Here is a 12,163-nt window from a genome sequence, read left to right as displayed (position 1 = left end):
CCCGCGCGTCAGCCCTGGCCGCCGGCGCGGAACGCGACCCAGGCGTCGCTCATCCGGTCGGCCTGGCCGGGGGTGAACATGTCCATGCAGGAGTCCTGCGTGTAGTCCATGAAGTTGTGGATCGGGTCGAGGCCGGGCGCGGTGCAGGTGTCCGCGCCGACCGGGCAGTTGAACTGGGGCGCCGCCTCACGCGGCGTGTCGGCGACGAAGTCGCCGGAGGCGGAGCAGCCGTGCGCGAACGTGTGCTCCAGCATCAGCCAGTGCCCCACCTCGTGGGTGAGCGTGTCGCCGAGCGCGTACTTGCCGGCCGTACCGCCCGGCATCGACTCGTCGAGCATGACCACGCCGTCGATGTAGTCGCGGCCGTTGTTGTAGCCCTTCGGGAAGTACGCCCAGCCGAGCAGCCCACCGCCGATGTTCGCCGCGTAGACGTTGAGCGTGCGGGAGTCGCCGGTGTAGAGCGCCTTCTTCATGTCCCGCTCGTTCTTGCCCGGCTCGACCGTGTACCAGGCGCTGTTCACGGTCCAGGTGGTGTCGACGAGCGAGAAGCGGAACGGCGTGTCCGAGGCGTCGGCGGCGGTGCGGCCGGCGTACGAGTCGTTGAGCACGGTCATCTGCGCCGCGATCAGCGTGTTCCACCGGGCCTTCTCGGCCGCGCCCAGCTCGTGGTCGGAGATCATGTGGAAGATCGTCGGCACGGTGACGCTGCCGTTGGCCAGGCGCGGAGCGTCCTTGATCACGCCGTACGCGTTGGCCTCGTTCTTCGAGTAGAGCTCCGGCTCCTGGGCGGTGGCGCCCTCGCTCACCCGGGCGACGCTGTGCTGGTCGGCGCCCGGCTGGCAGGCGGCGACCTGGGCGGAGGCGGTCACGGGTGCGGCCGTGGCGTGCGCTCCGCCGGTCAGGAACGTGGCGGCGGCCGTGGCCAGCACCGCCAGGTGGATTGTCGGTCTCCTGTGCATCGCTGCACCTTTCGAGAGGCATGAAAGGAACACGGAACCGACGCGGGGTTGTCAAAGCTGCGGGTCGATGACGTCGTCGTTCCGACATAAGACCACGTCAGCGGCCTCCGCAACAGTCCCCGCCCGCCCGAGGCGGTACTGCCTTCCGGCCCTTTCGAGCTGAGAGCGGAAACGACTCAACGGACCTGCTCGTCCTGGTGCGCCATGTCGGCGATCACCCCACGCAGGAGATCCTGGAGCCCTCGCAGCGCCTCGATCTCGTCGGCGTCCAGCCACGAGAGGGACAGGAACTCGGCAAAGGTGGCGACGAACTCATGGTCCTCGGCCGACCACGTGGCGCGGTAGGTGAAGCGGGAAGGTCCGGGACAGGATTCGCACATCACCCGCGAGTTTAGTTTCGCTTGGGCTGCACGACGCCGAACTCCTCAGTCCGATCCATGATGGCACCGACGAATGCGGGGAAACCAACCTCAAGATCGGGCTGCCGGACCGGAGCATCGGCCTCGCGAGAGGAGGTGACGAGACAGGTTGCGTCATAGAGGCCGGCGCTGCGAAGCCGCTTGCACAGAATCACGTAGCGATCGACATATGATGTCTTGGTAAAAGCGGGGTCGATCGGAAAGGTGCCGCTCCTCGGCATGCCCGGGCGGAGGGAGGCTGGCGCCTCTTCCACGAGCAATACATATCCCAGCCAAGGCCGCAGCCGACCGAGCAGTCCGTGATCGTAGGCCCGCCGCAGGTCGATCGCGCTGCCGATCGCCTCTTCGTTCCGGTTGTTGAAGTTGTTGCCGAAGGACGGACCGACGTGGGACTTCAACTCGATGGCGGCGACCAGTTCACCTTCGTGAAGCACCACCAGGTCCCACTTCTTCGTCGGCCGGAAGTAGCCAGGTAACTCGACCTTGGACTTGGAGCGAACGGCATCGCGTGGGAATCCAGCATCGAGGAACACCTGGGCAAGCAATGTGGTCAGCGCGTCGAGGTGAGCACCGCCGGTGACCGCGCCTCGCCCACCGGTATCGGTCTTGCCACCCAGCAACTTTTTCGCAGCCTGTGACTCCCGGATGTCCCAGGAGCTACGTACCGCCGCTTCCCATGAGCGCTGATCCACCGGCTACTCCCCCATCGCCTCGATTCCGTACACACGCAGCGCAACCTTCGTCGCCGCTCGTGAATCCCGTTCGTCAAAGGCGGCGGCAAGCGCGGCACAGTCAGCGGCCGAGACGTTCTCGGGCCTGGGTACACGGATCCGACGCAGGTACTGAGCCTGGAAGCGAAGGGTGCCTCCCCGCATCTTAACCGCATAAGCCTCCACAAAGGCCTGTGCCACGCCTGACAACAACAACCCGCCCAGTACCCGCAGATCCCAGACGTCGGAGACGATGTAGTACAGGTTGTGGTGAGGATAGAAGCCGCCCTCATCCAGCACCGGATGGATCACGGTCTTCATGTCCGGAAAAAGCAGCTTTGGTCGATCGATCAGAGAATGATCGACCTTGTCGATGGTCCGGTACCAGTGCGCCGGCCGCCTGCCCGCCACGTGTCGGCCTTTGAGGGCCGCCGCGTGCCGTTGGTAGTACTCCCGCAGTCGCGGCAGCGAAGCCAAGTCGACGAGGGCGCCTTCCGCGTCCCAAGGGTTCACCAGATAGTGACCCGACCAGGAAAAAGTCCCCGAAGTAGTGTCCTTGACCATGGACAACGGCAGCAGTCGCCGTGGCTCGACGTCGGCGTGCGTGGTGACAAAGACCTTGTCAGCGCCCGTCGCTACACCGATGCCGACCCGAGTTCCGGTGCTCTGATCCTCAAGCGGGGGGAAACGGTCGTTCAATGTCTCGATCAGCGCGATCCTCGATGGTGAGCCAGCGGGCCAGGACTCGCCCCCGGTAAACCAGTGGGGCAACCGGGCCACCTCGAAACTGCCGTTCGCCGCGGTCCGCTGTTCCGTAGCGTGGATCAACTCCACCAGTTCTGGTGCGTCCTGTGGCCCGAAGCCTCGTCGCGTATCCGCGACCATGGCGGCACCCTGCTGGGCTCGGCGCAGCACAGTGACGGCCGGATACGCCGACACCTGCTCCTCGAACGCATCGACATCATGCATGCTGATGGTGGCGTCGACGCTGTAACCCGCGGCGACGAACTCTCGCAACTGACGCCCGTACTGGTTGCGCATCCAACGGTCCGCACAGATGAACGCGAGGACTCCTCCTACGCGCAGGGATCGCAGCGCGCGTTCGTAGAAGCCGACGTAGAGATCCGACCGACCCGTCATGGTGGGGCAGGCTGCTCGGTAGGCCTGCATGCGGTCCGGAGGCACATCCTCAAGACGGACGTAGGGCGGATTACCTACGACGAAGTCCACCCCAGTCGGCACATGCGGGTCGAGCAGAAAGTCACCTTGGCGCACCCACGCCGTTGTCGCCTCGCGCGCTTCGGGAAGCGACCAACCCTCATCAACCAGCACGTTCCGGATGAGCGCCCTACTGGTAGCCACGTTCGGGGCGAGCAGGTCGAAGGCGCGCAGAGCTGACTTGGCGTCGAGGAGCGGTCGGTCGTGCTTACGGCACGAGGCGCTGAGGCGGGACGCCATCACCGCCAGGAAGGCGCCGCCGCCACACGCCGGCTCGACCGCCACCAGCTCAGCAAGATCACGGTCGGCGGTGTACCCAGCAAGATCGAGGATCAACTCGACAACCCAACGCCGGGTGAACACCTCGCCGTGTTCGACCGACTCCGCCGGGATGGCCGTCAGGAACGGCACCGTCTCGCCTGACACAAGCTGCCGTGTCTGTGCTGCTACCGCCTTCACTCGACGAGCATAGGGCAGCGGAATGCCCACAACTCGGCCCCGCACGCGGTCAAGACCGATCCCATCACGACCGTCTCAGCCGTCAGCGACGTGGGTACTCGGCAACAAAGACGCCCCGGCCGGGGCGGCCCACCAACACGCCCAGCAGACCGCTCGCCCACTTCCCGTTCGTTGACGTCGTCGACAATTCACCCCGTCTGCGTCGGGTCGTCCGTCAGCGACGCAGGTAGCGCGCCCGACGGCCGGCCTCGCGGAAGCCGAGCCGGCGGTACAGCCCGGCCGCCGGGTTGTCGTCGTTGACGCAGAGCCACGCGGCGTCCGCGCCCGCCTCGGCGAGCCCGCGCAGCACCCGAGCCACCAGGTACGCGCCGACCCGCCGGCCGCGCCAGCCGGGCACCACGCCGACCTGGTCGACCCAGGTGTCGAGCACGGTGACGAAGCCGACCGCGCCGCCGTCCGGTCCACGCGCGATCAGCGACAACTCCGGTCGGTAGCCCTCGTCGTCGCGCAGGTCACCCAACCACTCCTCGGCCGCCGGCTCGACGAAGCCGGGCCGGTCGGCGAACGACACGCGGTAGGTGTCGAACAGCTCCGGGCCGAGCGTGGCCGGCTCCAGCGTGACGCCGTCCGGCGCGGCCACGTCGGGCGGCGCGCCGAGGTCGTGCCGCAGCACCCGTTCCAGGAACGTCCGCCGTAGTCCGCGCGCGGCGAACAGCGCCTCGGCGTCGGCGGTCCACGTCTCGGTGGTGAGCAGCAGGTCCGCGTCGCCGGCCTGCTCGCCGGCCCAGTCCAGCAGCCGGGAGCCGATCCCCCGCCCCCGCCACGCCGGATGCACAAGGCCGGTGGCGGTGACCGGCGTGCGGTCCGCGCCGACGCTCACGGCCGCGACCAGGCCGCCGTCGTGCCAGGCGCCGAGGGTACGCGTCTGCACCAGCCGCGCCCGCGTCAACGGGGTACGCGCGAACAGCGGCAACCCGCCGTCGACACCGAGGCACGCCTCAACCAGCCCGGTCAACACGGCGAGGTCTTCCTCCCCGTACTCCCGCCAGACCAGCCCTTTTGTCCCACCCACCATGCACCCCTGCCGCCCGCGACCCCATCGCGAGCAGTAAGCCCCCACACCCCTCCCCCGTCAACCGGATTCCCCGCCCCTCCACAAAGCTGATCTTGCAGTTTCTGCCCCGATGAAGCCACGAAAAGGACACCTCGTGGGCCACGACTGCAAGATCGGCGCGGGCCCCGGGGGGTCAGAGGCGGCGGGTGTGGGGTGGGCCGGGGTGGGTGGGGTTGGCGTGGATCACGAGGGTGGCGCGGGCGGCGAGCGGGGCGAGCAGCCACCTCAGGGGCTGCTCGTGTTCGACCGGGTCGACCAGGAGGCGGTCGCCGGGGCGCAGGTCGAGCTGGGCGGCGATCTCCGCGGCCAGCCGACGCCACGCGCCGAAGCTGGTGCCGTCCGGCGTGGCCGGGTCGGCCGGGTCCACGGCCGTGTAGTCCGGCGGTTCGGCGGGGTGTCGCAGCACCTCGGTCGACCAGTCCAGCCAGCCCGGCGGCACCTCGTCGGCCGGGCCGGGACGGACGCCGACCAGGTAGCGGTGGGTCCCCTCGGGGACGTCCTCCAGCCAGTCGTCCAGGCGCTCCGGGGTCACGAACACCGCGTCGAAGGGCCGGTCCGCGCCCGGCTCCAGCGCCGGCAACCCGGCCAGCGCCCGGGGCCGGAAGGACACCGTCAGCCCGACCGACCACGCGCCGAGCAGCACCGCCGCGGTACGCCAGTGCGGCGGCAGCAGCACCGCCACCCGGTCACCGGGGCGCAGCCCACAGCCGTCCCGCAGCAGCCCGGCGCTGCGGGCGACCCACGCGCCGAGCTGCGACGCGGTCAGGTCGGTGCGTTCGCCGGTGGCGTCGTCGAGGTAGCTGAGCAGCGGCTCGTCGGTGGCGACGGAAGCGGGTGCGGGTGCGTGGGTGGCCATCGGATGTGCTCCTCCCGGGCGGCCGGCTCAGCCTAGCGGGGCGAACCGGTCCACCAGGAGCGCCAGCCGACGTTCGTGTTCGGCCCGCCGCAGCCGACCGTCGCGCATCAACGTGACCAGGCCGTGCAGCCCGCTCCAGAAGGTCTCGGTGAAGGTTTCCAGGTCGTCCCCACCGGCGAACGGACGCAGGGTTTCGGCCAGCTCGGCGAAGGCTCGGGCCAGCTCGACCGGGGCATCCTGGCTGGCGAAGGAGAGGGCGACGGGGAGCCTGAAGATCGCGTCGTAGAGCGCGGGCCGACGTTCGGCGAATGCGGCGTACGCCGTAGCGATGCCGGCCACCGCCTGCCGGGGGTCGGCCGCGGCGGCGCGGGCGGCGGCGAGTTCGGCGGCCAGCTCGCCGCAGCCTTCCACGGCGACTGCCGCCATGATGGCGTCCTTGCCCTTGAAGTGGCTGTAGAGGACGGGCTGGCTGTACTCGATCTCGGCGGCGAGCCGGCGGGTGGTGACCGCGTCCCAGCCCTCCGACTCGGCCAGTTCCCGAGCGGCGGCGACGATGGCCCGCTCGCGCTCCGCCCGCTCCCGCTCTCGGCGCGCCTGGATGGACATGGCCGCAACCCTAGCACCGCTAGGCAATCTATCGACGCTCTGCTAGCGTCGCTCTCACCCCTAGCAGCGCTAGATTCGGAGTCGACAATGCTCAATTTCCTCGCCTACGGGCTCGCCGTCGTCCTCAGCCTGTTCATCGTCTTCATCGGCGTCCGCTTCCTGACGACGCCCCGGAACGCCGCCGCCGGCTACGGCGTTCCGGCGTCGACGGGTGGGGCCGAATCCGCCTACCTCACCATCAAGGGCGTCCGCGACCTCACCTACGGCCTGGTGGGACTCGCCCTGATCGCCTTCACCAGCGCCGACGCCGTCGCCTGGTTCATGCTTGTCGTCGCGCTCGCCCCCTTGGGCGACACCGTCATCGTGCTGCGGCACGGCGGCACCCGGGCCGTCGCCTTCGGCATCCACTTCGCCACCGCGATGGTCATCCTCCTCGACGCCGCCCTGCTGTTCGCGCTCTAGCCGAGCCGCCGCCCCTCGGGTCCGTGACCGTCGACTTTGGTCACGGACCCCTCGGCCGATGGCCGTATCGACGGGCCGGCCGGCTGCGGCACGGTGCGGGCATGACGACCGAACCCCTGCGCCGGCGGCTCGCGCCGGCGGTCGCGTTGCTGCTGCTCGCGCCCTGGACCGCCGAGTGCTCCTGGGGTGGATTCACGCTCGTCGGCATGCCGTTCGTGGTGCTGGTGCTCGCCCCGATGTACGGCGGGGCCGCGCTCTTGATCCGGGAGACCGCCCGGCGGCTCGGACTGGGCTGGCCGGGGATCGTGCTGCTCGCCGCCGCCTTCGGCGTGGTCCAGGCCGGCCTGGTCGACCAGTCGCTGTTCAATCCGGACTACCTCGACGACACCCAGTTCGCCGACGCCCGCACCGTCGCCGAGGCGACGCTGGTGCCCGGCCTCGGGTTCAGCGCCCGGCAGGCGGTCGACTACGTGGGCAACCACGTGGCGTTGACCATCTGCGCGTCGATCGCGCTCGTCGAGTCGTACCTCGGGGTGGGTCGCCGGTCGCGGCCCTGGCTGGGTCGTCCGGGCCTGGTCGTGGCCGCGCTGCTCTGGCTCGGCGGCAGCCTGCTGGTCTTCGCCGACGACGGCGGGCGCAAGGGCTTCCTGGCCTCGCCGGTCCAGCTCACGGTCGCCGCCGGCGTGGCGCTGGCCCTGATCGCCGCCGCGCTGCTGCGCGTCGGACGCGCCGCCGACGCGCGCATCGACCCGGCCGCCGGCGCGCCCGTCGGCCGGACCGCCAAAACCGCGCCGCGGCCCGTCTGGGCGGGGCTGGTGGTGCTGGTCGCCTACGCCGGGGCCGGAGCCGTGCCGGGGTGGACCGGTATCGGCATCGCGCTCGCGCTCGCCGTGGTCACCGCCGTCCTGCTGACGCACTGGTCCCGACGGGCCGACTGGGGGCAGCGCCACGTGCTCGCCGCCGGCTCGGCCGCCGTGGTCGTCGCGGCCGTCTTCGCGTACGGCGTGCCGACCTACACCCCGGCGGGCCCGGTGGCCGACCTGGTGGGCGACGTGGCGATCAGCGTGATCGTGCTGTTGCTGGTCGGCGGCGCGTGGTGGCGGGTCAGCGGGCGGGCAGCTCGGGACCGCCGTCGAGCAGCGGCGCCAGCAGATCGCCCTGCTTCGCCACCCGCCTGAGCACCTCGGTGGCCGTGTAGGGCCGCGTCGCCGGCCGTTTCCCGGCCGCACCGGCCGCCACCTCGTCCCAGGTCAGCGGCGTGGAGGCGGCCGGTACGGGCTGGGCGCGCAGCGAGTACGGCGCCACGGTCGTCTTTGCCGCGTTGTTCTGGCTCCAGTCGATGAAGATCTTGCCGGGGCGCAGGTTCTTCGCCATCTTCGACACGATCAGCTTCGGGTGCGTCTGCTCCAGCTCCTGCGCGATCCGCTTGGCGTAGCCGGAGACGACGTCGGCGTCCTGGGTGCCGGCGATCGGGCAGCAGAGCTGCATGCCCTTCTTCCCGGACGTCTTCGGGTACGCGTCGATCCCGTCGTCAGCCAGCCGGTCGCGCATCAGCAGCGCCACCTGGCAGCACTGTCGCAGTGCCGCCGGGGCGCCCGGATCCAGGTCGACCACCATCATGTCCGGGTGTTCGCCGACCTTCCACTGCGGCGTGTGCAGCTCCAGCGCGGCCAGGTTCGCCAGCCAGACCAGCGTGGGCAACTCGTCGCAGACCACGAAGTCGATGGTCTCCCGCCCCTTGGTCGACCCGGGGACGGACAGGTTCTCGGTGCGTACCCAACCGGGGGTCGCGGCCGGTGCGTTCTTCTCGAAGAACGAGCCGCCGTCGACGCCGTTGGGGAAGCGGATCCGGGTGAGCGCGCGGTCGCGCAGGTGCGGCAGCAGCACCGGAGCGATCCGGGTGTAGTAGTCGATCACCTCACCCTTGGTGAAGCCGGCCTGCGGGAAGAGCACCTTGTCCAGGTTGGACAGCTCCAGGGAGCGCCCCTCGACCTCGACCTTGAACCGGTCAGCCGGCATCCTCGACCTCCTCGGGCGGCTTGTCCGGGCGCAGGCGCAGGACCCGGGGGAAGCGCAGCCGCCCGTCCGGGGTGCGTTGGCCGTACTTGACCTCCACCACCACCCGGGGTGATACCCAGATCGCTCCGCGCGCATCCTCGCGCGGCACGTCCCCGGCGAACGGTGACGCGCCGGCGCGCAGTGGCTCCAGCTCGCGCAGCAGTTCCCGTTCGACGGCCGCGCCGATGCCGCCGCCGACCCGCCCCCGGTAGACCAGCCGCCCGTCCGGGCCGGGCACGCCGACCAGCAGCCCGCCGACCCGGCGTGCGCCCGGCCGCCAGCCGCCGACCACGAAGTCGCCGGTGACCTCCAGTTTGACCTTCACCCAGTCCGGCGAGCGCACCCCGGGCCGGTAGGCCGAGTCGGCCCGCTTGGCCAGCACGCCCTCCAGCCCGTGCTCCCCGGCCGCCGCGTAGGTGGCCGGCCCGTCGGTGAAGACCGGCGGCACCGCCCACCGGGCGGCGCCGAGCCCGAGCGCCTCCAGCGCCGCCCGCCGCTCGTGCCAGGGCCGGGCGGTCAGGTCCACGCCGTCGAGCCGCAGCAGGTCGAAGATCATGTACGTCACCGGGGCGGTCGCCGCCAGCCGTGCCGCCTTGGCCGGGTTGCGCACGTGCATCCGCTCGGCCAGCGCGGTGAACGACGGCTGCCCGTCCGTGAAGATCACCACCTCGCCGTCGAGCAGCGCGTCGTCGACCTGCTCGGCCAGGTTGAGCAGTTCCGGGTACGCGGTGGTGATCTCGACGCCGGAGCGGGCGTAGAAGTGCCGGTCGCCGTGGGAGATGTCGGCGAGCGCGCGGATGCCGTCCCACTTGAACTCGTACGCCCATGCGGCACCGGCCGGGAGCTGCCCGGTCATCGCGAGCATCGGCTTCAACGGCGCGCCGGGCACCTCCTGACTGTAGTAGGGCACGGAAGGGCGTGCGTGCCGTTCGATCGTTTGGGATTCTGGTCTACAACCGGGGAGAGGAGCGCGGGAATGCGGGCCATCTGGAAAGGAGCGGTGTCGTTCGGCCTGGTGTCGATCGGGGTGAAGGTCTACTCGGCAACCGAGGAGAAGGACATCCGGTTCCATCAGGTGCACCGCGAGGACGGCGGCCGTATCCGTTACAAGCGCACCTGCTCGGTCTGCGGCGAGGAGGTCACCTACGACGACATCGCGAAGGGCTACGACCTCGGCGGCGGCGAGATGGTCATCCTGACCGACGAGGACTTCGCCGACCTGCCGTTGAGCACCTCGCACGCGATCGACGTGCTGGAGTTCGTGCCGGCCGAGCAGGTCGACCCGATCCTCTACAACAAGGCCTACTTCCTGGAGCCGGAGGGCACCGCCACCAAGCCGTACGTGCTGCTGCGGGACGCGCTGACCGACTCGGAGCGGGTGGCGATCGTCAAGGTGGCGCTGCGCCAGCGGGAGCAGTTGGCGACGCTGCGGGTCCGCGAGGGCGTGCTGCTGCTCAACACGATGCTCTGGCCGGACGAGATCCGTCAGCCCGACTTCGGCTTCCTGGACGAGGACCTGAAGGTCCGCCCGCCGGAGCTGGCGATGGCCAGCTCGTTGATCGACTCGATGGCCGGCGAGTTCGAGCCGGACGCCTTCACCGACGACTACCGGGCCGCGTTGCAGGAGGTCATCGACGCGAAGGTGGAGGGCCGCGAGGTGGTGCAGCCGGAGGAGGAAGAGGCCGCGCCGGCCGCCGCGGTGGATCTGATGGCCGCGTTGAAGGCGTCCGTCGAGCGGGCCCGGGCGGCCCGGGGCGAGGCGCCGTCCGGCGGCGGGGCCGAGCCGACCCCGATCTCGTCGGCCCGCTCGGCGAAGAAGACCGCCGCGAAGAAGACCCCGGCCAAGAAGGCCGAACCGGCGAAGAAGGCCACCCCGGCGAAGAAGACGGCAGAGAAGAAGACGGCAGCGAAGAAGGCCGCCCCGGCGAAGAAGACCGCCGCCAAGAAGAAGCCCGCCTGAGGGGTAAGGAAGGGGCCCCGCTTAACGTATTCGGTATAGGCGGGGCCCCCGCTTATCACCCGCGGCCGAGCTTCTCCGTCGGGGTGATGCGGACGATGACGCGCTCCTCGCCCGCGCGCCGCCACGGGTAGGTGTCCTGGCCGAGATACTTCTTCGCCATCCGGTCGATGTGCTCGTCGGCGCCCTCGGTGACGAACTCGACAGTGCCCTTCACCCAGAGCGTGCGGTAGTCGTCCGCCTTGTCGACCACCGACACCGCGACGACCGGGTTGCGGGACATGTTGAGGTACTTCTGCCGGCCCTTGGCGGTGTTGAACACGATGTGCTCCCCGTCGGTGTCCACCCAGACCGGGGTGACGTGCGGGGTGCCGTCGGACTCGATGGTGGCCACGTGCGCGAGCTGCGGCTCGCCGAGCAGGGCCAGGTCTTCTTCGGTGAGGATCGCCATGTCCGAGAACGTACCCGCTCGGTGTCCGATCCAGCCCGGGGTGTGAAGAAGGGGCCCCGCCTATACCGAATGCGTTAAGAAGGGCCCCCGCCTTTCGTCGCTGTGGGGGTGCGGGCGGGTACCGTGTGCGCTGGCCTCGGCGGCGGCCCGCCGGGGGCGTACCCACCCCCCACCTGCAGGGAGTCGACGTGAGCGAGCGTGTGGAGAACCGGTCGGAGGACCAGGCCGCCCCGGCCACCAAGGCCGGGCGGCGGCTGGCCGCCCAGTTGGCCGAGAAGAAGGCCGCCGAGGCGCGCCGGCGCCGGCAGTCGATGCTGGGCGCGGCCGCCGGTGTGCTCGCCGTGGTGGCCCTGGTCGGTGGTCTCGTCTGGCTGAACAGCGGGGACGACGACAAGCCGGCCACCACCGCCTCCTCGGCCAGCCCCAGCGCCCCCGCCGACCAGGCGGAGCCCACCGCGCCGCCCGCGCCGGAGCTGCCCGCCAACGTCGACCCGGCGCTGAAGACCAAGCCGGCGGTCAAGGCCGGCTCCGGTGAGCTGAAGAAGCTGACCGTCACCACGCTGGTCAAGGGCAAGGGGCCGGCGGTGAAGGCCGGGCAGACGATCACCACGAACTACGTGGGCGTCTTCTACAAGGACGGGAAGCAGTTCGACGCGTCCTGGGACAACGGCCAGCCGGCCACCTTCCAGATCGGCGTGGGCCAGGTCATCAAGGGCTGGGACCAGGGCCTGGTCGGCGTGCCGGTGGGCAGCCGCGTGCAGCTCGACCTCCCGGCCGACCTGGCGTACGGCGACAAGGCCGAGGGCGGTCGTCCGGCCGGGCCGCTGCGCTTCGTCGTCGACGTACTGGCTGCGCAGTAGATCACTCCAGGCTTCCGTCCGGTCACCCAACGGC

At 70.4% G+C, this 12,163-nt stretch carries 14 protein-coding genes; 4 read left to right on the top strand and 10 right to left on the bottom strand.

Annotation, left to right across the window (positions count from 1 at the left end; genetic code table 11):
- Positions 1-8 precede the first annotated feature (8 nt).
- The 7 genes from OG767_RS03685 to OG767_RS03655 form a co-directional block, all read right to left on the bottom strand.
- A complete protein-coding gene (locus OG767_RS03685) occupies positions 9-959 on the bottom strand; it encodes a zinc metalloprotease (protein WP_405092153.1) in 951 nt (316 codons plus the stop codon).
- A 176-nt stretch (positions 960-1,135) separates the two neighbouring features.
- Positions 1,136-1,339 carry a hypothetical protein gene (locus OG767_RS03680; protein ID WP_405092152.1) on the bottom strand — a complete coding sequence of 68 codons (204 nt, stop codon included), beginning with the start codon at positions 1,337-1,339 and terminating at the stop codon, positions 1,136-1,138.
- Positions 1,340-1,350: 11 nt separating this feature from the next.
- Positions 1,351-2,070 carry a PaeR7I family type II restriction endonuclease gene (locus OG767_RS03675; protein WP_405092151.1) on the bottom strand — a complete coding sequence of 240 codons (720 nt, stop codon included), beginning with the start codon at positions 2,068-2,070 and terminating at the stop codon, positions 1,351-1,353.
- A 3-nt stretch (positions 2,071-2,073) separates the two neighbouring features.
- Positions 2,074-3,765 (bottom strand): Eco57I restriction-modification methylase domain-containing protein, encoded by a 1,692-nt coding sequence (locus tag OG767_RS03670; protein WP_405092150.1) that lies wholly within the window; start codon positions 3,763-3,765, stop codon positions 2,074-2,076.
- Positions 3,766-3,979: 214 nt separating this feature from the next.
- The gene (locus OG767_RS03665; protein ID WP_405092149.1) at positions 3,980-4,840 is read right to left on the bottom strand and encodes a GNAT family N-acetyltransferase; all 861 of its coding nucleotides are present in this window, start codon (positions 4,838-4,840) and stop codon (positions 3,980-3,982) included.
- Positions 4,841-5,012: 172 nt separating this feature from the next.
- Positions 5,013-5,735 carry a TIGR03089 family protein gene (locus tag OG767_RS03660; protein WP_405092148.1) on the bottom strand — a complete coding sequence of 241 codons (723 nt, stop codon included), beginning with the start codon at positions 5,733-5,735 and terminating at the stop codon, positions 5,013-5,015.
- 27 nt (positions 5,736-5,762) lie between these two features.
- Positions 5,763-6,341: a TetR/AcrR family transcriptional regulator gene (locus tag OG767_RS03655; protein WP_405092147.1), complete on the bottom strand. Its 579-nt coding sequence runs from the start codon at positions 6,339-6,341 to the stop codon at positions 5,763-5,765.
- Positions 6,342-6,428: 87 nt separating this feature from the next.
- Between OG767_RS03655 and OG767_RS03650 the strand changes: the two genes are divergently transcribed.
- Positions 6,429-6,803, top strand: coding sequence for a DUF4267 domain-containing protein (locus tag OG767_RS03650; RefSeq protein ID WP_405092146.1), 375 nt, complete (start codon positions 6,429-6,431; stop codon positions 6,801-6,803).
- A gap of 101 nt (positions 6,804-6,904) precedes the next feature.
- Complete coding sequence (locus OG767_RS03645; RefSeq protein ID WP_405092145.1) at positions 6,905-7,981, top strand: hypothetical protein; 1,077 nt, start codon at positions 6,905-6,907, stop codon at positions 7,979-7,981.
- On the opposite strand, the gene ligD (OG767_RS03640) is transcribed toward OG767_RS03645, so the two are convergent.
- Both ligD (OG767_RS03640) and ligD (OG767_RS03635) read right to left on the bottom strand, forming a co-directional pair.
- Entirely contained in the window at positions 7,908-8,822 is a 915-nt protein-coding gene (ligD, locus tag OG767_RS03640) for a non-homologous end-joining DNA ligase (protein ID WP_405092144.1), read from the bottom strand. The two genes, OG767_RS03645 and ligD (OG767_RS03640), sit on opposite strands and share 74 nt — an antisense overlap.
- The gene (ligD, locus tag OG767_RS03635) at positions 8,812-9,750 is read right to left on the bottom strand and encodes a non-homologous end-joining DNA ligase (RefSeq protein ID WP_281943815.1); all 939 of its coding nucleotides are present in this window, start codon (positions 9,748-9,750) and stop codon (positions 8,812-8,814) included. The genes ligD (OG767_RS03640) and ligD (OG767_RS03635) overlap by 11 nt, the downstream gene beginning before the upstream one ends.
- Before the next feature lie 87 nt (positions 9,751-9,837).
- Here ligD (OG767_RS03635) and OG767_RS03630 point away from each other — a divergent pair, with 87 nt between their 5' ends.
- Positions 9,838-10,821, top strand: a complete 984-nt coding sequence (locus tag OG767_RS03630) for a Ku protein (RefSeq protein ID WP_405092143.1) — start codon at positions 9,838-9,840, stop codon at positions 10,819-10,821.
- Positions 10,822-10,876: 55 nt separating this feature from the next.
- On the opposite strand, the gene OG767_RS03625 is transcribed toward OG767_RS03630, so the two are convergent.
- Positions 10,877-11,269 (bottom strand): PPOX class F420-dependent oxidoreductase, encoded by a 393-nt coding sequence (locus OG767_RS03625; protein WP_281943457.1) that lies wholly within the window; start codon positions 11,267-11,269, stop codon positions 10,877-10,879.
- Positions 11,270-11,457: 188 nt separating this feature from the next.
- Here OG767_RS03625 and OG767_RS03620 point away from each other — a divergent pair, with 188 nt between their 5' ends.
- A complete protein-coding gene (locus OG767_RS03620) occupies positions 11,458-12,129 on the top strand; it encodes an FKBP-type peptidyl-prolyl cis-trans isomerase (protein WP_281943459.1) in 672 nt (223 codons plus the stop codon).
- Positions 12,130-12,163 lie beyond the last annotated feature (34 nt).

Source organism: Micromonospora sp. NBC_01392 (assembly GCF_045040125.1).
Taxonomy (GTDB): Bacteria; Actinomycetota; Actinomycetes; order Mycobacteriales; family Micromonosporaceae; genus Micromonospora.
Note: the sequence above shows the minus strand (reverse complement) of the source record. Positions and strands in the feature narration are given on the sequence as shown.

Excerpts from the sequence above, each read along its gene's own strand:
- OG767_RS03680 (WP_405092152.1), bottom strand. The coding sequence starts at position 1,339 with ATGTGCGAATCCTGTCCCGGACCTTCCCGCTTCACCTACCGCGCCACG.
- OG767_RS03650 (WP_405092146.1), top strand. The coding sequence starts at position 6,429 with ATGCTCAATTTCCTCGCCTACGGGCTCGCCGTCGTCCTCAGCCTGTTC.
- OG767_RS03655 (WP_405092147.1), bottom strand. The coding sequence starts at position 6,341 with ATGTCCATCCAGGCGCGCCGAGAGCGGGAGCGGGCGGAGCGCGAGCGG.
- OG767_RS03630 (WP_405092143.1), top strand. The coding sequence starts at position 9,838 with ATGCGGGCCATCTGGAAAGGAGCGGTGTCGTTCGGCCTGGTGTCGATC.
- ligD (WP_405092144.1), bottom strand. The coding sequence starts at position 8,822 with ATGCCGGCTGACCGGTTCAAGGTCGAGGTCGAGGGGCGCTCCCTGGAG.
- OG767_RS03645 (WP_405092145.1), top strand. The coding sequence starts at position 6,905 with ATGACGACCGAACCCCTGCGCCGGCGGCTCGCGCCGGCGGTCGCGTTG.
- OG767_RS03625 (WP_281943457.1), bottom strand. The coding sequence starts at position 11,269 with ATGGCGATCCTCACCGAAGAAGACCTGGCCCTGCTCGGCGAGCCGCAG.
- OG767_RS03660 (WP_405092148.1), bottom strand. The coding sequence starts at position 5,735 with ATGGCCACCCACGCACCCGCACCCGCTTCCGTCGCCACCGACGAGCCG.
- OG767_RS03665 (WP_405092149.1), bottom strand. The coding sequence starts at position 4,840 with ATGGTGGGTGGGACAAAAGGGCTGGTCTGGCGGGAGTACGGGGAGGAA.
- OG767_RS03685 (WP_405092153.1), bottom strand. The coding sequence starts at position 959 with ATGCACAGGAGACCGACAATCCACCTGGCGGTGCTGGCCACGGCCGCC.